The organism is Kribbella voronezhensis (assembly GCF_004365175.1).
Classification (GTDB): Bacteria; Actinomycetota; Actinomycetes; order Propionibacteriales; family Kribbellaceae; genus Kribbella; species Kribbella voronezhensis.
The window spans coordinates 3,291,591-3,311,163 of sequence record NZ_SOCE01000001.1 but is presented as its reverse complement, the minus strand read 5'-3'; the positions used below and the strand labels follow the sequence as shown (position 1 = coordinate 3,311,163).

Annotated in this window: 21 protein-coding genes; 15 read left to right on the top strand and 6 right to left on the bottom strand. The window is 69.3% G+C overall.

All coding sequences use genetic code 11. The features are described 5' to 3' along the window. Positions 1-167 precede the first annotated feature (167 nt). On the top strand, positions 168-1,676 hold the full coding sequence (locus EV138_RS15130) for a potassium/proton antiporter (RefSeq protein ID WP_133979574.1): 1,509 nt from the start codon (positions 168-170) through the stop codon (positions 1,674-1,676). A gap of 28 nt (positions 1,677-1,704) precedes the next feature. Here EV138_RS15130 and EV138_RS15125 read toward each other — a convergent pair whose 3' ends face one another. Together EV138_RS15125 and EV138_RS15120 are read right to left on the bottom strand one after the other, a co-directional pair. Further along, entirely contained in the window at positions 1,705-2,268 is a 564-nt protein-coding gene (locus tag EV138_RS15125) for a LytR C-terminal domain-containing protein (protein WP_133979573.1), read from the bottom strand. 23 nt (positions 2,269-2,291) lie between these two features. Then, entirely contained in the window at positions 2,292-2,585 is a 294-nt protein-coding gene (locus EV138_RS15120) for a type II toxin-antitoxin system VapB family antitoxin (RefSeq protein ID WP_020388608.1), read from the bottom strand. A gap of 132 nt (positions 2,586-2,717) precedes the next feature. Here EV138_RS15120 and EV138_RS15115 point away from each other — a divergent pair, with 132 nt between their 5' ends. From EV138_RS15115 to EV138_RS15100, 4 genes are all read left to right on the top strand, one after another. Further along, positions 2,718-3,422: a L,D-transpeptidase family protein gene (locus EV138_RS15115; protein ID WP_133979572.1), complete on the top strand. Its 705-nt coding sequence runs from the start codon at positions 2,718-2,720 to the stop codon at positions 3,420-3,422. A 105-nt stretch (positions 3,423-3,527) separates the two neighbouring features. Next, on the top strand, positions 3,528-5,066 hold the full coding sequence (locus EV138_RS15110; protein WP_133979571.1) for a helicase HerA-like domain-containing protein: 1,539 nt from the start codon (positions 3,528-3,530) through the stop codon (positions 5,064-5,066). A 96-nt stretch (positions 5,067-5,162) separates the two neighbouring features. After that, positions 5,163-6,002 (top strand): maleylpyruvate isomerase family mycothiol-dependent enzyme, encoded by an 840-nt coding sequence (locus EV138_RS15105; protein ID WP_133979570.1) that lies wholly within the window; start codon positions 5,163-5,165, stop codon positions 6,000-6,002. A gap of 99 nt (positions 6,003-6,101) precedes the next feature. Then, positions 6,102-6,875, top strand: a complete 774-nt coding sequence (locus tag EV138_RS15100; RefSeq protein ID WP_133979569.1) for an alpha/beta fold hydrolase — start codon at positions 6,102-6,104, stop codon at positions 6,873-6,875. Positions 6,876-6,878: 3 nt separating this feature from the next. Here the strand turns inward: EV138_RS15100 and EV138_RS15095 are convergent, their stop codons facing one another. Continuing rightward, on the bottom strand, positions 6,879-7,859 hold the full coding sequence (locus EV138_RS15095; protein WP_133979568.1) for a quinone oxidoreductase family protein: 981 nt from the start codon (positions 7,857-7,859) through the stop codon (positions 6,879-6,881). A 90-nt stretch (positions 7,860-7,949) separates the two neighbouring features. Here EV138_RS15095 and EV138_RS15090 point away from each other — a divergent pair, with 90 nt between their 5' ends. From EV138_RS15090 to EV138_RS15070, 5 genes are all read left to right on the top strand, one after another. Continuing rightward, a complete protein-coding gene (locus EV138_RS15090; RefSeq protein WP_166678598.1) occupies positions 7,950-8,378 on the top strand; it encodes a MarR family winged helix-turn-helix transcriptional regulator in 429 nt (142 codons plus the stop codon). Between the two features lie 132 nt (positions 8,379-8,510). After that, positions 8,511-9,833: a GGDEF domain-containing protein gene (locus tag EV138_RS15085; protein WP_133979566.1), complete on the top strand. Its 1,323-nt coding sequence runs from the start codon at positions 8,511-8,513 to the stop codon at positions 9,831-9,833. An 82-nt stretch (positions 9,834-9,915) separates the two neighbouring features. Then, positions 9,916-10,449: a SigE family RNA polymerase sigma factor gene (locus EV138_RS15080; RefSeq protein WP_133979565.1), complete on the top strand. Its 534-nt coding sequence runs from the start codon at positions 9,916-9,918 to the stop codon at positions 10,447-10,449. Beyond that, positions 10,446-11,261 carry a hypothetical protein gene (locus EV138_RS15075; RefSeq protein ID WP_133979564.1) on the top strand — a complete coding sequence of 272 codons (816 nt, stop codon included), beginning with the start codon at positions 10,446-10,448 and terminating at the stop codon, positions 11,259-11,261. The genes EV138_RS15080 and EV138_RS15075 overlap by 4 nt, the downstream gene beginning before the upstream one ends. Positions 11,262-11,331: 70 nt before the next feature. Next, positions 11,332-12,126 (top strand): hypothetical protein, encoded by a 795-nt coding sequence (locus EV138_RS15070; protein WP_133979563.1) that lies wholly within the window; start codon positions 11,332-11,334, stop codon positions 12,124-12,126. Positions 12,127-12,182: 56 nt separating this feature from the next. Here the strand turns inward: EV138_RS15070 and EV138_RS15065 are convergent, their stop codons facing one another. Continuing rightward, positions 12,183-13,397: a DUF8814 domain-containing protein gene (locus tag EV138_RS15065; protein ID WP_133979562.1), complete on the bottom strand. Its 1,215-nt coding sequence runs from the start codon at positions 13,395-13,397 to the stop codon at positions 12,183-12,185. A 186-nt stretch (positions 13,398-13,583) separates the two neighbouring features. Between EV138_RS15065 and EV138_RS15060 the strand changes: the two genes are divergently transcribed. Both EV138_RS15060 and EV138_RS15055 read left to right on the top strand, forming a co-directional pair. After that, a complete protein-coding gene (locus tag EV138_RS15060; RefSeq protein WP_133979561.1) occupies positions 13,584-14,102 on the top strand; it encodes a SigE family RNA polymerase sigma factor in 519 nt (172 codons plus the stop codon). Continuing rightward, positions 14,099-15,091 (top strand): hypothetical protein, encoded by a 993-nt coding sequence (locus EV138_RS15055; protein ID WP_133979560.1) that lies wholly within the window; start codon positions 14,099-14,101, stop codon positions 15,089-15,091. The genes EV138_RS15060 and EV138_RS15055 overlap by 4 nt, the downstream gene beginning before the upstream one ends. Positions 15,092-15,101: 10 nt before the next feature. On the opposite strand, the gene EV138_RS15050 is transcribed toward EV138_RS15055, so the two are convergent. Together EV138_RS15050 and EV138_RS15045 are read right to left on the bottom strand one after the other, a co-directional pair. Further along, positions 15,102-15,617, bottom strand: a complete 516-nt coding sequence (locus EV138_RS15050) for a DinB family protein (RefSeq protein ID WP_133979559.1) — start codon at positions 15,615-15,617, stop codon at positions 15,102-15,104. After that, positions 15,617-16,408 (bottom strand): helix-turn-helix domain-containing protein, encoded by a 792-nt coding sequence (locus tag EV138_RS15045; protein WP_133979558.1) that lies wholly within the window; start codon positions 16,406-16,408, stop codon positions 15,617-15,619. The genes EV138_RS15050 and EV138_RS15045 overlap by 1 nt, the downstream gene beginning before the upstream one ends. A 116-nt stretch (positions 16,409-16,524) precedes the next feature. Here EV138_RS15045 and EV138_RS15040 point away from each other — a divergent pair, with 116 nt between their 5' ends. From EV138_RS15040 to EV138_RS15030, 3 genes are all read left to right on the top strand, one after another. Continuing rightward, positions 16,525-16,893, top strand: coding sequence for a nuclear transport factor 2 family protein (locus EV138_RS15040; RefSeq protein WP_133979557.1), 369 nt, complete (start codon positions 16,525-16,527; stop codon positions 16,891-16,893). Between the two features lie 143 nt (positions 16,894-17,036). Further along, a complete protein-coding gene (locus EV138_RS15035) occupies positions 17,037-18,488 on the top strand; it encodes an alpha/beta hydrolase (protein WP_133979556.1) in 1,452 nt (483 codons plus the stop codon). Positions 18,489-18,577: 89 nt separating this feature from the next. Then, the gene (locus EV138_RS15030) at positions 18,578-19,360 is read left to right on the top strand and encodes a methyltransferase domain-containing protein (RefSeq protein ID WP_133979555.1); all 783 of its coding nucleotides are present in this window, start codon (positions 18,578-18,580) and stop codon (positions 19,358-19,360) included. Positions 19,361-19,573 lie beyond the last annotated feature (213 nt).

Below are 19,573 nucleotides of genomic sequence, written 5' to 3'. Positions count from 1 at the left end.
GGCCGCCGGGGGCACCACCGACTCAAGCGGCGACGGAGGAGCTGCGCCTGGCGGGTGGGTGGGAGCTGCGGCGGAGGAGCTGCGTGGGGACGGTTCTTGCGCGAGATTGATTCGTTGCCTCTGGCACGGCTCTACTAAGCTGCAGTCCCCGACCCGAGAGGGCCGCTGTGGACGTCACGGAACTCGACCGGATCCTGCTGGCCGGCGCCGCTGTACTGCTGGTGGCGATCGTCGCCGTGCGGCTGTCCGGCCGGTTGGGGCTCCCGTCGCTGCTGATCTACCTCGGGATGGGCGTCGCACTGGGTGAGTCCGGCCTGGGGATCCAGTTCGAGGATGCTCAGCTCGCGCACGCCCTCGGGTTCGCCGCGCTGGTGATCATCCTGACCGAGGGCGGCCTGACCACCCGGTGGAACGAGGTCCGCCCGGTGATGCCGCTCGGCGTCGTCCTCGCGACCGTCGGCGTGGCGATCAGCGTCAGCGTCGTCGCCTGCGTGGCGCACTTCCTCCTCGGCATGGACTGGCAGCTGGCCGTCCTGCTCGGTGCCGTTACCTCACCCACCGACGCCGCAGCAGTCTTCTCCGTACTACGCCGCGTCCCGATCCGCCCGCGTCTTCGCGGCGCGCTGGAAGCCGAGTCGGGCCTCAACGACGCCCCGACGGTCCTTCTGGTCACGCTGGTGAGCACCGGCGGCATCGGCGACAAAGGGCTGTGGCACTTCACCGGCCTGGTCGCCTACGAGCTGGTCGTCGGCGCGGTGGTCGGACTGCTGGTCGGCGTACTGGCAGTGATGCTGCTCCGCAGGGTGGCCCTCAGCTCGGCCGGCCTCTACCCACTGGCGATCGTCTCGCTGGCCTTCATCTCGTACGCCGGGGGCACGGTGCTCCTGCACGTCTCAGGGTTCGCCGCGGTCTACGTCACCAGCCTGGTGATCGGGCGGGCCGAGTTGCCGCACCGGATCGCGACCCGGTCGTTCGTGGACGGGTTCGCCTGGCTCGCCCAGATCGGGCTGTTCGTGATGCTCGGACTGCTCGCCTCGCCGAGCCGGATCCGGCTGACCGACGTACTGCTCGCGCTGGTGATCGGGATCGCCGTGACGGTGGTCGGCCGGTTCGCGGCGGTGACGGTGTCGGCGACGCCCTTCCGGATCCCGTGGAAGGAGCAGACGTTCATCGCCTGGGCGGGGCTGCGAGGGGCCGTGCCGATCGTGCTGGCGACCATTCCGCTGGCCGAGAAGGTGCCGCAGGCGGACCGGATCTTCGACGTGGTGTTCGTCCTCGTGGTGCTGTTCACGCTGCTGCAGGGGCCGTCCCTGCCGTGGCTGGCGAAGCGGTTGAAGGTCCTCGACGACAACGCCGCGCACGAGGTCGACATCGACGTCGCGCCGCTGGAGTCGCTCGGGGCGGACATGCTCCAGGTGCAGATCCCGAGCGAGTCGCGGCTGGCGGGTGTCGAGATCGGCGAACTCCGGCTGCCCGCGGGGGTGTCGGTCTCGCTGGTGATCCGCGGCCAGCAGGCGTTCGTCCCCGAGCGACGGACCGTACTGCGAGCCGGTGACGCCGTCCTCGTCGTGGCGCCCAGCCCGCTTCGCGAGCAAACGGTTCGCCGGCTGCGCGCCGTCAGCCGAGCGGGCCGGTTGGCCGGCTGGTTCGGCGAACGCGGCCGCGAACAGCTCTGAGAATCAGGCCGGCCGGTCGGCGTACGGGTTAGTTCGGGTTCTGGCCGGAGGGGATGGGCTGGCTCGGGCGGACCGACGGGAGGCAGACGGTGCTGTCGGCCGGGACCGCGATCGAGGGGATGCCCTTGAGGTTCAGCCGGGTGTACTTGACGCCCACGACGAGGTCGACGGTGTGGTCCGCGCGCTTGTCGCCGATCTTCTCCGCGGCCTGACTCGTCTGGCCGGCCACCAGCCGCACCTCGGGCGAGTCCGCCGCGTTGCCGCGGACGGCGACGACGTCGGTCTTGTTGCCCTTCGGCTCGTTGGCGACCTTCTTGACGTTGAAGCCGCGCTTGCGCAGCTCCTCGGCGGTGCGCTGTGCCGTGCCGGCCTTGGCGCCGCCGTTGAAGACGTTGACCACGACCTGCTTGGGCACCAGCCGGTTGTTGGGCAGCTTCTGCTCGACGCAGTTCTGCTCGGCGCTCGAATTGGTGAGCGAGTTCCAGCCCCACCAGGTGCCGCCGAACAGCACGCCCAGCAACACGACCATCGTGATCGGCGTCCGCCAGTGGATCCGCGAGTGCGGTCTCGGCTGCGGCTGCAGAGCGCTCATTGTCCAGTCCCCCGACTCATTGGCTAGTCCACGACCAGGACCCGGGCGTGCAGGACCAGCCGTTGCTGCAGCGCCGCCCGAAGCGCGCGGTGCAGGCCGTCCTCCAGATACATCTCACCCTTGAACTCGACCACGTGCGCGAACAGGTCGCCGTAGAAGGTCGAGTCCTCGTCGAGCAGCGCGTTCAGGTCCAGGGTGCCTTTGGTCGTGACGAGCTGGTCCAGCCGCACCTGCCTCGGTGGCAGCACGGACCAGTCCTTCGGCTTGTACCCATGGTCGGGGTACGGCCGCTCCTCCCCGACGCGCTTGAAGATCACCCACCGAAGTCTAGCCACAGAAGGGGTCTCGCGAGGGGTCGGGAATGTCACCGGCGAACTCGCCGGGACCGCTCAACCTTTTACCCCGGTCAGGCGTCCAATGGGGATAGTGCTTCGACAGGGGGAGTAGTGATGAGAACACTGACCAGACTCGGGATGGGTGCGGCGGCGCTCGTGGTCGCGATCGCCGGTACGACGATCCCGGCGGACGCGCTCACCGTCGCACAGAACAAGGCGGCCCAGACCCGTCTGAACAAGCTGGGCTGCACGTCGGGCCCGGTCGACGGCAAGATCGGCGCGATGACCCAGGCCGCCACCACCCGGTTCCAATCGGCCAACAAGATGGCGCAGAACGGCTCACTCGCCGGTACGACGTACTCGCGGCTGATGGCCGCTTCGGCGAAGCGTTGCGACGTCCGGGCGGTCCCGGCCGGCAGTGGCGGGGGACGGCGGATCGTGCTCAGTCAGTCCCAGAACTGGCTCTGGCTGATCGATGCCGGCGGCAAGGTGGTGCGCCAGGGCGGCATCATCGACAACCCGACGTACCTGAGGCCGGGCACCTATACGTCCGGCTCGAAGTGTGGGCGGGCCGGCCGGATCAAGCGGAACACCGACGGTGGCCGGCTCTACCTGAACAACTTCGTCCGGTTCGCCTCCTGCGGTATCGGGTTCCACCAGATCCCGACGTACAAGTCGAACGGCGCGCAGATCCACGCCGACTGGCTGCTCGGGACCAACGCGCGTGCCTCGCACGGCTGTATCCGGGTCTCCAGGTCGATGTCGGACACGATCTGGTCCTTCACCACCGGCGCGACCAAGGTCGTCGTCGTCCGCTGATGCGAATCCGGGTGCCCCGGGTCTGAGGTTCACCCAACTTCGGATCCGGGGCACTAGCATGCCGAGCGCAGGGGAAACTTCGTCTTTTCGAAAGGCATCGCTGACATGGCCGAGACACCGGACGTCGTGGAGACCGTCAAGCAGGGGTACGCGTTCGAGGGACCGGCCATCGAGTTGGGTGCGTTGCTGGTCGACGGAGAGCCGAAGCCCGAGGCCGCGGTGCGGATCCCGTTGTCGATGGTGAACCGGCACGGCCTGGTCGCCGGCGCCACCGGTACCGGTAAGACGAAGACCCTGCAGTTGATGGCCGAGCAGCTCTCGGCGGCCGGCGTCGCGGTGTTCGCGGCGGACATCAAGGGCGATCTGTCCGGTATCTCCCAGCCCGGGCAGGAGAACGACAAGCTGCTGGCCCGGACCAAGACGATCGGTCAGGAGTGGACGGCCACCGGCTTCCCGACCGAGTTCTACGCGCTGGGTGGGCAGGGCACCGGCATCCCGGTCCGCGCCACCATCACCTCGTTCGGTCCGGTGCTGCTGTCGAAGGTGCTCGGGCTGAACGATGTCCAGGAGTCCTCGCTCGGCCTGATCTTCCACTACGCCGACAAGCAGGGTCTGACGCTGCTGGACCTGAAGGACCTGCGCGCGGTCATCACGCACCTGACCAGTGACGAGGGCAAGGACGACCTCAAGGAGCTCGGCGGGCTGTCCGCCGCGACGGCCGGGGTGATCCTGCGGTCGCTGATCGGGTTCGCGGACCAGGGCGCCGAGGCGTTCTTCGGCGAACCCGAGTTCGACACCGCGGACCTGATGCAGGCCCGTGACGGCAAGGGCGTCATCTCGCTGCTGGAACTGCCGAACCTGCAGGACCGGCCGGCGCTGTTCTCCACCTTCTTGATGTGGCTGCTCGCGGACCTGTTCCACGACCTGCCCGAGGTCGGCGACATGGACAAGCCGAAGCTGGTGTTCTTCTTCGACGAGGCGCACCTGCTGTTCGCCGACGCGTCGAAGGCGTTCCTGAGTGCGATCGCACAGACCGTCCGGCTGATCCGGTCGAAGGGCGTCGGCGTCTTCTTCGTCACCCAGACCCCGAAGGACGTGCCGGACGACGTGCTGGCCCAGCTCGGTTCGCGGGTTCAGCACCAGCTCCGCGCGCACACCCCGAACGACGCGAAGGCGCTGAAGGCGACCGTGTCCACCTTCCCGACCTCGACCTACGATCTCGCCGAGGTGCTCACCCAGCTGGGCATCGGCGAGGCGATCGTGACCGTGATGAACGAGAAGGGCGCGCCGACCCCGGTCGCCTGGACCCGCCTGCGGGCACCGCAGTCGCTGATGGCGCCGGCGACGGCCGAGCAGCTGACCGCCGCGGTACAGGGCTCGCAGTTCAACGCGAAGTACTCGCAGGTGATCGACCGCGAATCGGCGTACGAGAAGCTGGCCGCGGCGGTGCAGGCCGGTGCCGCGCAGGCCGAGGCCGAGAAGCAGGACCAGCCCGCACCCGAGCCGAAGGCGCAACGCCCGCAGAAGCACGAGAAGTCGGTGGTCGAGCAGGTCGTCGGCTCGTCGGCCTTCAAGCAGTTCGCCCGGACCGCCGGTCGCGAGATCGTCCGCGGCCTTTTCGGCGCCGCCCGCCGTCGCCGCTGAGGCAAGCTGTTCCGGCCGCGGTAGAGAACCGGAAAGAAACCGTAAACGTCCTCCAGCAGAGTCTGAGGCAGCAGACCGACCCTGAGAGGAACAACGATGCGGAAACTGAGCGCGGAACAGACCCGGCAGGCGATCGTCGACCACACCCGGCGGCTGGCGGAATCAGCGGTGAAGGCCGGACCTGACGCCGCCGTGCCGACTGCTCCGGAGTGGACTGTCACCGACCTGGTCGAGCACGTCGGGCGGACCCAGCATTGGGTCGCGGAGATCATCGAGCGACGCATCACCGACCCCGCCCAACTGCCCACCGAACTGGCCGTACTGCCCGCCGATCCCGGCGAATGGCACGCCTGGTTGTCGGAGTCCGCACAGCGGGTCGCGGACGCTTGCTCCGACGACGCACTCGACGCGCCAGTGTTCAACGCGTCGGGCGACGGGCGATCCGGCACGCAGTTCTGGCTGACCAGCATGCTCAACGAGTCGGTGGTCCACGGCTTCGATGCAGCCACCGCAGCGGGCACAGCCAACGCGGTGAGCACGGCTAACGCCGCCGGGGCGACGGCAGTCGTCGACGCCGAGATCGCAGCCGCGCTCGTCAGCAACCACCTCACGATGCTCACCTCGCCGACCTGGGAGCTACAGCGACCCGAGTCCGCTCAGGCCATCCGCGGCACCGGCCAGACCCTGCAATGGCTGGCCACCGACGTCGAGAGCGACGGGGGCGCTTGGCTCGTCGAGCGACGACCCGACGGGGCAACCTGGCAGCCCGGAAGCCGACAGGCCGATGTGACGATCACCGGCCCAGCGGCATCGCTGCTGCTCACCATGACCCGGAGGCTCGCGCTCACCGATCGCGAAGCCACCGGCATCGACATCGAAGGCGACCTCGACCTCGCCCAGCACTGGCTCGACAGCACCGCCCACGTCAGCAACTGACCGAGGCATCCGGCCGCCTCGACCGGCAGACTGTCCCGATGTGACTGAGGTCACAGTCGGCGACTGTCCCGGCTGAGCGGAGTCGCTCGACGGTTGGGTATGGACAAGGTCATTTCTTCCGACGGAACGTCAATCGCCTACGACCGGTTCGGCAGTGGACCGGGGTTGATCCTGATCGCCGGTGCCTTCACCGATCGCTCGCACTACGTCCCGCTGGCGACGGAGCTGGCGTCGTCGTTCACGGTGATCACCTACGACCGTCGCGGTCGAGGCGACAGCACCGACACCACGCCGTACTCGGTGGAGCGGGAGGTCGAGGATCTCGCCGCTCTGCAGGAGACGACCGGCGCCGTCTTCGCCTCGGCCGATTCGTCTGGCGTGATGGTGCTGCTGCGTGCCATGGCGGCCGGGGTGGGATTCGAGAAGCTGAGCCTGATGGAGCCGCCCTTCCGGGTCGAGGGTGCGCCGCCCGCGCCCGATCGCTATCTGGAACGCCTGCAGGAGTTCGTCGCCGCCCGAAACCCTGGAGGTGCCGCCGAGCTCTTCATGGTCGAGGCGGTCGGTCAGCCGCAGGAACTGGTGGACGGGTTCAAGAACACCCCGATGTGGAAGTCCCTGGAGGCGATGGCGCCCACGCTGGTCTATGACGCGCTGCAGATGGGCGACAGCGCCGTACCGATGGATCTTCTGGCGTCCGTCTCGGTCGAGGTGCTCGCGCTGTACAGCACGTCGAGCCCGGACTGGCTCCAGAGGTCGGTACGAGAAACCGCCGCGGCCCTCCCGAACGCCCGGACCCTCGGCCTCCCCGGCGAATTCCACCAGGTGCCACCCCAAGTTCTCGCCCCGGCGCTGACGGACTTCTTCAACGGGTAAGGCTCACGCGTGGGCGCCGGTGGTCGCGATCAACCGGCCGAGGTTGGCGCGATTGTCGAGGACGGTGTGGAGCTCGGCGATGTCGGCGAGTGGATAGGTGTCATGGACCCTCGGCTTGAGGTCGCCGGCTTCGAAGAGCCGGATGACCTCGGTGATGTCGGCGTACGCCTCCGCGGGGCGGGCCGCGCGCCAGGCGAGCATCGACAGGCCGGTAACCGACTTCAGCTGGAAGAGGCTTTGGATCGGTGCGGTCGGTAGGTCGCCGCTGATCGCGCCGTAGCTCACCATCCGGCCGAGCGGTGCGAGCAGGTCGAGACCCTGGTCGAACACCTTGCCGCCGACCGAGTCGAGGACGACATCGACGCCTTGTGGGGTGAGTTCGCGGATCCGGTCCGGCCAGTCGGCGTCGCTGAGGTCCACGGCGAGGTCGGCCCCGCAGGCGCGGATGAAGTCGAGTTTGGCCGGCGACGACGCCGTGCCGATCACTGTCTTCACGCCGAGAGCACGGGCGAGCTGGACTGCGAGATGACCGACGGTCCCGGCGGCGGACTGGATCAGTACGGCGTCATCGGCGCCGGCCTCGGCGGTTCTGAGCAGTCGCAGGGCGAGTGGCGCGGTCATCGAGAGCATGGTGGCCTGGCCGGCGTCCGCATCCTCGGGGATCGGAGCGAGCCACGCGGCGTCGGCGGCGACCTGCTCGGCGAAGGCGTCCTCGGACAGGGCGGCGACCCGCTGCCCGGTCCGGAGTTCGCGAGGCGTGTCGGGGCCGAGGGCAACGATCCGGCCGACGACGTCACCGGTCAGCTTGCCCGGGAGCGGCCGCGTCCACGGTCCGTCGCCACGGCGGAAGACGGCGTCGATCACGTTCGCGCCGATCGCCTCGACCTCGATCAGCACCTGTCCGCCGGTGAGCACCGGAGCCGGCACCTCCTCGAGCTGGAGAACCTCTGGACCGCCGTGCTGGTGATAGCGCACTGCCCGCATCTTTGAAACCTCATCCGCTTCGTAGGAGATTCCAATCATGGGAATCTCCTACGAATTAGTCAAGGCGATCCGGCACCTAGAGTGGATCGGGTGAAGACGTCCCAGCACCGCCACGGCGACCGGGTCATCTGGCACCTGGGCCGCGCGAGCTACCAGTCGCGCCGGTTGATCCGCCGGCATCTGGCCGACGCGGGCGCCAAGACGCAGCACTACCACGTGCTCGCCAGCCTGGCCGACGACGGTGACGCGACCCAGAGCGCACTCGCCGACCGGATCGTCTTCGACCGCAGCGACCTGGTCACCCTGCTGGATGAACTGGGCGACTTGGAGTACGTCGTCCGCAGTACGGATCCGGCTGATCGGCGGCGCAACATCGTCGCGATCACGGCGAAGGGGAAGGCGGCCCTGGCGGAGATGGACAAGCTGATCTATGCCGCCGAGCTCGAGCTGCTGGCGCCGTTGTCCGCGGCGGAGCGCAAGACGCTGCTGGCGCTGCTCGGCCGGCTGGATCAGGAGTAGAGCACCGTTCGATCGATGATGTTTGATCAAACGACTGAATTCTCAACCAGCTGACTTCGTTTCCAAGTCGTCATCCACAGCGCGCCGTCGCGGATTGGGACGGAACCCTTACTCGTCGTACCGTGGGAACCAATGGTTGCGCAGAGTAGGCGTGCGGTGCGGAAATGGGCGCTGTGGACCCTGACGGTCCCAGCGTTCTGCGTCGTCGCGCTGGTCGACCTCGGCGCCTTGGCGTACGGCGTGAAGGCCTTCGCCGGCCTGCCGTCGTGGCGCGGGATCGACGTGGTGTTCGCGCTGACCGCGTCGGCGCTGATCTCCGTCGAGGGCGCGCGCCGGGTCGAGAGCCGCCGCCGCCGGGGCGGCGCGCTGCACAAGGACCTGGCGTCGGCCTGGATGATCGCGGCCGCGGTCGTGCTGCAGCCGGCACTGGCGATCCTGGTCGCGGTGCTGCTGCGCATCTGGTGGCGGATTCGCGCCGGCAAGTGCATCCCGTACCGCTGGGCCTTCTCCACCGCCGTGCATGTGCTCGCGGTCGGCGCCGCTCACGCCGTTTTCGTCAACGCGCGTGAGCTGACCGGCGACAACTCGCTGGGGCTCGTCGTCGCGATGGTGGCCGGCGCCGCGGCGTACGTCGTGGCCGACATGTTGCTCTGCGGGCTGGCGATCTCGTTGATCCTGCCCGGCAGCGGCCGGCGCGACACCGTCGGCGACAAGGACGACTGGTGTGTCGACGCGACCGCTGCCACCCTCGGCTGCCTGCTCGCGGCGGCCAGCCTGGTCAGCCCGTGGTTCGCCTTCATCGCCATCCCGATCACGCTCACCGCGCAGCGGGCCTTGCTGCTCAGCCAGCTCGAGACCGAGGCACAGACCGATCCGAAGACGAGCCTCGGCCGGGTGGACTGGTGGCGGCGCCGGACCGAGGAGATGCTGCGGAACGCGCGGACCCAGCGCGAGCCGATGGCCGTGCTGCTGATCGACATCGACCACTTCAAGCAGGTCAACGACCAGCTCGGTCACCTGGTCGGCGACGAGGCGCTGCGGGCGGTCGCGACCATCCTGCGGAGTGCGATCCGGACCAAGGACGTGATCGGCCGGTTCGGTGGCGAGGAGTTCGTGATCGCGCTGCCGGACACCGACGTGGCCGACGCGACCGTCACCGCCGACCGGCTGCGCAACGCCGTCGCGGCGAGCCCGCTGGCCGCGATGTGTGCCGGGGTCCTGGACGACCCGGACCTGGATCCGGAGACCCTGCATCTGACCGTGTCGATCGGCGTCGCGGTCTACCCGTCCGACGGGATGACCGTCGACGACCTGCTGCAACGCGCCGACAAGGCCATGTACGCCGCCAAGGCCGCCGGTCGCGACCGGGTCCGGCTGGCCGCCGATCTGGTCCAGGCGAACCTGCCCCGGACCTTCTCGGTGGACCTGCAGTCCACCCACCTGCAGTCCCACTGACGGAATCTTCTCGGACCGACAGAACCTTCGTCGCTTCCCCCGCGTCTTCGTAAGCAGGGACGAGTGGATGACAGGAGGATGAATGCGGCAGTCGGCAGGGCGGGACGAGGACTTCACCGCGTTCGTCGTCGCCCGGTCGGGGCGGTTGGTTCACCTGGCCCGGATGCTGTGTGGTGACGCCACCCTCGCGGAGGATCTCGTCCAGACCGCACTCGAGAAGGCGTACCTGCGCTGGGACCGGATCGAGATGGGCGACCCGTTCGGCTATGTCCGGCAGGCCGTCGTCAACCAGCACCTGTCCTGGCTGCGGCGGCGGCTCTGGCGCGAACGGCCCAGCGGTACGTCGGCCGAGCTCGACGCGGACTTCCATCGGTCGGTCGGCGATCCGGCCGACGGGATCGAACGCCGGCTGGTCCTGAACGCCGCGCTCGACACCCTGACCCGCCGGGAACGGGCCGTGATCGTCCTGCGGTACGTCGAGGATCTCACCGAAGCCCAGACCGCCTCCGTTCTCGGTGTCGCGGTCGGCACGATCAAGAGCGCGCATTCGCGGGCCCTGCAGAAACTGCGGGCGGTCCCGGAGCTGAGCGCCAGCTACGTAGGAGGGAAGGCATGAACGACAACGATCTGCGCGACCTGCTCCAGGCCGACCCTGACGAACTGACCCCGCTCGACGCGGCCCAGGTGATCGCCGGTGCGCGCCGCCGCCGTCGTACCAGGGGTGTGGTCGCGGCCGGGGTCGCCTCGGCGGCGGTCGCCGTGGTCGCTGCCGGAAGCCTGTTCGCCGCAACGGACCAGGGCGGCCGCGAGCCCTCTGCGCTCCCACTCGCCGGTACGCCGAGCAGCCCGGCTGGTACCCCGTCCAGTACGCCGCCGACGATGTCGGGGCCGTCCGTGTCGGCTCCGCACGGTTCGGGGTTCGCCTTCCAGAACGAGCCGCAGGCAGTCGGGCAGCTGCCGGCGAACGGGTCGGTGCCGATCGCGCCGTACTACCGTTTCCAGACTCGTGGAACGCAGTGGGCCGTGATCAGCCAGCTCCCTGGCGAACCGCAGTACGAGCCGTTCGGGTGGCGGGCGACGGTGGGCAACTCGAACCTGGGTGACGGCACCGATCCGGGGATCCAGAGCGCCGGAGCCGGCGCCGGGCTGCTGGTCAATTCGGTCTTCAAGGGTCCCCGCGTCACCACGGTCCTCTACACCAGCGGGAAGAACGCCTGGTACGCGAAGGTCTATCGACTCGGGGGGATCTCCGGCTGGGTCCAGTCCTCGGCGGTGATCGCCGCCCCGGCCACGCCGACGACCATCACGGCCGGGACGCGGGTGACCCCGGCTCCGCCGGTCGGCGACGACGTGTCGGTCTTCGCCTACGACGCCACCGGCCGGCTGCTCGCGAGTTTCGGCAGCGGCAAGGATCCGCTGGCGAAGTGAAGAACCCTTCTGGGGGGTGCGGCGTCCTTGTGCTTGAAGGACCACGCCGAACCTTGTGGAGGGCAACCGAATGAAGCAGTCGAGAACGTCCGGCCGGGCCGCCCGGCTGGCGGTGACCGGACTCGCGGTCGCCGCGGTGGCCGGCATCACGATCACCGGAGCGGCGATCGCCGGGACCGGTAAGCCAAGCGCCGGTGCGGAGCCGCCGGCGGCCGGCGGCGGTGGGGTTCCGGCTGCCACCAGCGGAAAGCCACCGGTGGTGGCTCGAGACGGATCCAAGCCCAGCCAGGTCGACCAGGCAGCCGGCGTACCGCAGGTCGCGCCCAAGGCTGTTGCCAAGGGCAAGTATGTGTTCCAGAACAAGCCGCCGGCCGCCGGTGTGCTGCCCGCGAACGGCTCGGTCGAGATCGCTGCGGACGTGACCTTCCGGACCAAGGGAACGCAATGGGCGCTGGTGAGTCACGCGCCGGGCGAGGAGCCGTACGAGCCCTTCGGCTGGCGGGCCACCGTCGGCAACGCCAATCTCGGCGACGGCACCTCGCCGGGCATCCAGAGCATGGGCTCGGGGGAGGCCGTCGTCGCCAACTCGGTGTTCCGCAACTCCAAGGTCGCGACGGTGGTCTACACCCGCGGTGACAAGGCGTGGTACGCCAAGGTCTACCGGCTCGCCGGGATCCCCGGCTGGGTCGAGTCGAACGCGCTGGTGAACGCCGGAAAGCAGCCGAGGCAGACCCCCGGCGCCGGGACGTCCGTCACGCGAGTCACCGGGCCGGATCACAACGAGTTGGCGGTCTTCGTCTACGACGCGGCCGGGAAGCTGATCAAGCAGTTCCCCGACAACGCCGAGAACCCACTGCCGAAGTAGCGGACCACCTTGCGTCCGAAGTACTGGTGATCAGTACTTCGGACGCGAGGTAGGTGTCAGCAGGCGCCGAAGCTGCCCGCGTTGATCCACGCCTTCGAGACGTACATGCCCGCGTTGACCCGCAGCCAGATGTTGGTGGTGCCCTGCGAGCCGGAGACGCTCTGGCCGGTGGTCTGGCACTCGACCGTCACCTGCGCGGACTTGCCGGCCATCCCGACGACGGCGCCGGACGAGCTCGCCGTGTTGCGGATGTTGAGGTAGCCCGACGAGATCGAGACCGTGCCGCGGCCACCGGTCCCGGTCCACAGGTACGTCGTGTCCACCCAGGAGTTGTCCCCGAGCGCGAGCGCGTCCCAAAACACTCCGTCGGCCAGGTCGATACCGGCCGGGTTGGCGACGGTCCGGCCGAACTGGTCCTTACCGCCGTTGTAGCCGTTCTGGTACGCCGCCTGGGCCTCCGGCTTGCCCTGCGCGAGGTCCTTCCACATCTCCCGGGTCGCGCTGGGGTTCCAGTAGTCGTCCTTGGTGTTCCACGGACCGACGTCCCAGACCGGCTCGAACGCGCACCGGCTGCCGCTGGTCGTGCAGACCTTGACGGTGTAGGTGCCCGAACCATTGCTGGCGAGACCGCGGCGCGACGGCAGGGCGACGAAGTGGTCGCGGCTGGCGATCACGTGCCCGTTGGCCGTCGTACCGCCGACCAGGCCTTCGCGGGTGGCGTAGACCCGCGACTTCAGCGGGGCGGCCTGGATCGTCATGGTGCCGGCCTGGACCGCGTTCGTGGGCTCGACGCTGACCGAGCTGACCCACGGCTTGGCGCCCTTCGGCGGCGCGAGCACGATGATCCTGAGCTGGACCTGGTCGCTCGCCGCGGGCAGCGCCGTCGGCGATCCCGAGGCGGCCGGCGTCCATTCGGTCCACCGGTCGCCGACGAGCGCTCGTACGTCGACCTCGGCGGTCGAGCCGTCCGGCGTACCGGCCTGGTAGCCGACGACGACGGCCGAGGTGGCGGCGCCGAAGCGAACCGGGGCCAGGTTCGCGATACCGGACCGCTGCCGGACTTCGACGGACCCCATCGTGGCGGCGCCGTCGCCGAGCACGATCCGGCTGCCGTCGGCGTGGACGTTGGTGGAGCCGTCGACCGGCCGGGACGCGACGGCGACCGGGGACGGCCCGGCGGCGAAGCCGGGGCTGACGGACGCGCCTAGGGGCAGCGCGGCCAGGGCCGCCGCGAGACACAGTGCGGCCTTCGGTTTACGGGTGATAGGCATGGGCGGAACCTCCGGGGCGGTGAAGGGACGCTACCGGGTGCGACACCCGGCCCACCTAATGTGACAAACATTCGGTGGGTCTGTATAGCTCGTGAATAAATTTCTTCCAACGAGTTCGTGCACAGACAGAACCGAAGTGGTGACCCAGCGGGTTTGGACCGGTGTGACAGAGGCAGAGGAGAACCGATGACCCGGACCGCGGACGCCGACTTCGAGCGATTCGTGCAGGCCCAGTCGACCCCGTTGCTCCGCTTCGCGGAAATGCTCTGCGGGGACCGGCACACGGCCGAGGATCTCGTGCAGCAAGCGTTGATGCGGTCCTATCCGAAATGGCATCGGCTGGACGGTGACCCACTCCGGTTCGTACGCCGGGTGCTGGTGAACCGGTTCCTCTCGCAGGCTCGCCGGCGCTGGTCCAACGAAGTACCCAGTGATCCGGTCGAGAACGACTGGGACCAGCGGTCCGTCGCGGACTTCGCGGGCGAGGTGCAGACCCGGGAGGCCGTGCTGTCCGCACTGGGCGGCCTGACCGTCCGGGAACGGGCAGTGGTCGCGCTGCGGTACTCGCAGGATCTCTCCGAGGCGGAGACCGCCGAGTTGCTCGGCATGGCCGCCGGGACGGTGAAGAGCACCGCGTCCCGGGCTCTGGGCAAGCTGCGTCTGGCACCCGACTTGATCGATACCACTGTTGGAGGAAACGCATGAGTGACGACTCTCGGGTGCGCAGTGCGCTTGAGTACGACCTGGAGCCCTTCCAGCCGGACCCGGCCGACCTGATGCGTCGTGGCCGCCGGCTCGCCTGGCTCCGCCGAGGACTGGCCGCGGCGGGCGTGACTGCTCTCGCCGGCACTGTCGCAACGGTGTCCGCCGCGGTCGGCGGGCCTGCCGACGTACGGAACCTGCTGGCCGGTGGCAGCAAGCCGCCGGTCGAGGTGCCCGCGCAGGTCGACCCGACCTGCCTGCCGTCGGTGAAGGTGCCGGACAAGGTGAAGGTGCAGGCGAGCGTCAAGGTCACGGTCGCCGTGCCCAAGCCGTCGCTGCCGACTGCCAAGCCGACGCTCCCCGGCAAGCCGCACCTACCGGGCAAGCCCACGCTGCCGCCGGTCCCGACGCCGTCGCTGCCGAGCAAGCCGACCCTGCCGAAGCAGACTCTGCCGAAGCCGACACTGCCGAAGCCGACCTTCACGGGGAAGCCGACGCTGCCGCCGGTGCCGACCACCAAGCCGACCCTGCCGGTCCCGACCGGCGCCCCGTCGCTGCCTGGCAAGCCGCACCTGCCGGGCAAGCCGACGCTGCCGCCCGTACCCACTGCGAAGCCGACGCTACCGGGTCAGCCGACGCTGCCGCCGGTCCCGACCGCCAAGCCGACGCTGCCTGGTCAGCCGACGCTGCCGACGGCCGCGCCGACGCTGCCGGGCAAGCCCGAGCTGCCGCCGTGTGTGAGCGACAAGCTTCCGACGGCTGCACCGACCCTTCCGGGTAAGCCGACCCTGCCGGTGCCGACTCAGGCTCCGTCGCTGCCCGGCAAGCCGCACCTGCCGGGCAAGCCGACCCTGCCGCCGGTCCCGACCGCCAAGCCGACGCTGCCTGGTCAGCCGACGTGGCCGACCACCAAGCCGACGTGGCCCACCGCCACGCCGAGCCTGCCTTCCCTGCCCACGCAGCCGCCCAGCGGGCTGCCGTCACACCGGTAGAACCCCTCCTCTATTCGCCGGTGCCGCCGTCGGCCAGCTCGCGGGCAATGTCGAGCTGGCCGACGTGCCGGGCATATTCCTGCAGGACGTGAAACAGAATCCAGTTCAGCGTGGGTGTCTCGTTCCCGGCGCTGAACCTTCCGCCGGCGGCGGCGTGCTCTGCCAGGTCGTAGGCACCCGCGACAACCTGGCGGGTCCGTTCGCCGCCGGCCAGCAGTGCGGTCAGCAAGCTGTCGACCGTGTCGCGGTCGGCAAGCTGCCAGGGCTGGTCCTCGGTCCCGCCCGAATCACCCCAGGGCTGGTCGAACGGCTCGGCCACGAAGCCCCAGCGCAGCCAGCGACGTTCCATCCAGACCAGGTGCTTGACCAGTTCCAGCGGTGACCAGCCCGACGGCAACCGGCTGGTCCGCAGTTCGGTCTCGGTCAGCCCGGCCAGCTTCCGCTCGACCGTCCGGCGGTAGTAGTCCAGCCAGGCCAGGTGGAGTTCGCGGGTGTCGGCGAGTTGGTCGTCGGGCAGGTCGGCCATCACAGCTCCCGGAGTAGTTCGGCGGTGGCGTCGTCGGCGGGGAAGAACTGCTCGATCATCAGCTCGGACACGGTCACGTCGACCGGCGTACCGAAGGTCGCGATCGTGCTCAGCAACGACAGTTCGTGCTCGCCGTGGCGCACCTTCATCGCGATGACGACCTCGGCGGGGCCGGGGTGGTCAGGCCTGGAGAGGCCGGAGTACCCGTGCAGTTCGTCGTACAGGTCCTGGAGGTCCGGGTCGGCGGTGCTGATGATCTGGCGTTGCAGGCTGGTCAGTATGTTCGCCCGGATCTCGGCCAGGTTGACGATCCGGCCGCCCAGGCCGTCGGGATGCAGGGTCAGCCGCAGGACGTTGATCGGTGCCGTCAGCAACTCAGGGGCGACGCCCTCGGTGAACAGGCTGATCCCTTCGTTGGCTTCGACCAGGTTCCACCAACGGTCCACCACCATCGCTGGGTAGGGCTCGTGCGCCTTGAGCAGGCGGCGCAGCGCGGAGCGGATCGCGAGCATCGCCGGGGAGTGCAGCGAGGTCTCGGTGTAGATCGGCGCGTACCCGCCGGCGAGCAGCAACTGGTTGCGATCCCGCAGCGGTACGTCGAGATGCTCGGCCAGACGCAGCACCATCTCGCGGCTCGGCTTCGAGCGGCCGGTCTCGACGAAGCTCACGTGCCTGGTCGACACCTCGACCTGGTTGGCGAGCTCGAGCTGACTGAGCCGGCGACGCTCCCGCCAACCGCGCAGAAGCTCCCCCACTGGACGCTGGAAGGTCTCTTCGACTGACACGGTCATGCCTCAGACCGTAACCGCTGAGGTGATCACCGCCATTACCTGTGACGTCATCGACCGGCACCGGCCCGCGGCGGCAAGGTTCTCGGCATCAACCGAACGAACCCCAAGGAGTCACCATGACCAGCACCGCCGCCACCATCGCCGACCAGTACTTCGCGATGTGGAACTGCGACGACGCCGAGGCCCGGGCCGAGATCATCGCCGGCCTGTGGGTGGACGAGGCGATGTTCGTGGACCCGACCTTCGAGGTGACCGGCCACGACGGCCTGAGCAAGACGGTCCAGACCGCCCACGAGATGTTCCCGGGCTACCGCTTCACCCGCACCGGCAGCATCGACGAGCACCACAACCGGCTGCGCTGGACCTGGGAGCTCGCCGCCGAAGGTCAGCCCGCGGTGGCCGGCGGCACCGATGTCGTCACGCTCGCCCCGAGCGGCAAGATCCTCGAGGTGGTCGGCTTCATCGACTTCGCGCCGGCGCACTGAAACCCCTGCTGGACAAGGCTTTCGCGCCGATGGTCACCGACCATCGGCGCGGTGCCGTCCGCTGCTGCGTACGACCCGGGGATGATGCCGGACCCGCCCATCGGCGGATGGTTGGCGGGACCCGTCGTGCGTAGGTTCGGCGCATGAGACTTTCGATGCGCAGAGGTGGCCGGCGATCAGTCGGCGTGTTGGTCGCGGGGGCGTTGGTGGCGGGATCGTTGCCGGCCGTGGCGGAGGCAGCGCCGCCGACGGTGGACTGGACCGCCTGCAAGCCGGGGGCGGCCCAGCAGTGCGGGAAGCTGACCGTCCCGCTGGACTGGTCGAAGCCGGGCGGCGCGAAGACCGAGTTGCTGGTGGCCCGGATTCCCGCGAAGGACCAGGCGCACAAGGTCGGCGTACTGGCGTTCAATCCCGGCGGTCCGGGTGGGGCGGGAGCCTCGATCATCGCCGAGGGGTATGCGGATCAGCTCTTCCCACAGTGGCGCGACAAGTTCGACATCGTCAGCTGGGATCCGCGCGGTACCGGTGGATCGACCCAGCTCGACTGCGGGACGATCCTGCGCCCCGGCGTACCGGTGTTTCCCCGCTCGAAGGCGCAGTACGACGCGATGGTCGCTTCGAGTCGCGCCTTCGGCGAGCAGTGCCTGAAGCAGCACGGTGATCTTCTGCGGAACCTGGACACCAGGGCCGCCGCTCGCGACCTGGACGCACTGCGCGCAGCACTTGGCGTCAACAAGCTCAACTACTTCGGTCCCTCCTACGGCTCGTTCGTCGGCACGACGTACGCCCAGCTCTTCCCGCACCGGATCAACCGGATGGTGCTCGACGGCATCCTGGACCACGCGGCCGGTCCGACCACGCTCATGCTCACCGAGGCGCGCCAGATGGAGTACGGCTTCAACCGGTTCGCCGCCTGGTGCAAGTCCGCACCGAGTTGCGCGCTGCACGGACGGGACGTGGGCAAGGTGTACGACGAGGTGGTGCGCAAGGCGGACAAGAAGCCACTGCCCGGTACGCCGTACGTCAAGGTCAGCGGCGACACGATCCGGATGTCGCTCCCGGTCTTCATCCCCGCGATCGGCGACTACGTGACCCCGTGGACCGAGCTCGCGGCGGCATTGGCGGCGGCCGAGAAGGGCGACGGCTCCGGCTTCATCGGCCGCAGCTACGTCGGCGATCCCGAATCGGCGTACGCGGCGGTCTCCTGCCTGGACTTCCCACCCGGGCTCACCTCGTACGCCGACGCGAAGGCGCGCCTCGCGCTGGCGAAGGCGCTCGCACCCCGCGTCGGTGCGGCGGTCGAGGGCTGGGCGATCACGGCGGCCTGCTCCGGTTGGCCGATCCCGCCGACCAACCCGTGGCAGCCGACGCCGGTCGACGACGCGCCGCCGATCCTGATCGCCGGCAACACCCACGACCCGTCGACCCCGCTGGAGTCGGCGCGCGGCCTGCACCGCCAGCTCCGCGGCAGCCACCTGATGGTCACCGACGTCTACGGCCACACCTCGTGGTTCAACTCCGAGTGCGCCCGCACCCGGATCACGAAGTACCTGGAGACCGGCGTGATGCCGCCGGAGCGTCCGCGCTGTAGCTGACACTTGATGTGATTGGTGGGCATCTGGTCTCCCGCTTTCGGGGTCGGGCGGACCATGATGTCGTCCATGGGCGGATGGGAACACCGGGGATGAGCAATCTGCAGTTCGACCCCGAGGTGTCACGGCAGATCGAAGCGGTTTACACGACCCCGGATGTGATCGAGCAGCGCCGGGTGGTCCGGATCGCGCTGGCCTTGCGGCCGGGCGACCGGGTGCTCGACGTCGGCGTCGGCCCCGGCCTGCTGGCGGCCGAGATGGCCGCCGAGGTCGGCGCCGACGGGCGGGTCTGCGGGGTCGACGTCAGCGAGAGCATGCTCGCGATCGCCGGCACCCGGGCGACCGTCCCGGGCGGGCCGAAGATCGAGCTGGAGTCCGCTGCCGCCGGCCGGCTGCCGTACGGCGCCGAGAGCTTCGACGTGGTGGTGTCCACGCAGGTTCTCGAGTACGTCGAGGACGTGCCCGGCGCGCTCGCGGAGATCCGCCGGGTACTGCGGCCGGCCGGGCGCGTCGTCGTACTGGACACCGACTGGGACTCGATCGTGTGGCGTTCCCGCGACGACGCGCGGATGGCCCGGGTACTGACCGCGTTCGAGGAGCACCTCGAGGATCCGCATCTGCCGCGCACGCTCGGCGATTCGCTGGCCGGGGCCGGCTTCACGGTCACCCATCGCGACGTGGTCCCGATGCTGAACGCGGGCTTCGATCCGCGCACCTACAGCGCGGGGCTGATCGACATCGTCTCGGGTTTCGTTCCCGGCCGGGGCGAGGTCACCGAGGCGGAGGCCAAGGCCTGGGCGGACGATCTGCGCAGTCTCGGCGAGTCCTACTTCTTCAGCCTGAACCGCTATCTGTTCGTCGCCTCTGCGCTCTGAGGTGTTCGGCGTACGGCGGGGTGTTCGGGGTACGGCGTGCGTCCGGGACCGACCCAGGGGCGGGCGTACCGTGGGATACGCCCGCCGCCGTCGGTCGTCCTCCCGCCCCTCAGTGGGAGAACTCACGGCTCGGTGAGCACCACCCATGCCCGAATGGGGCCGACTGAACCGCGGGACACGTCAAGAGGTACCCCATCAGCGCGGATATGAACC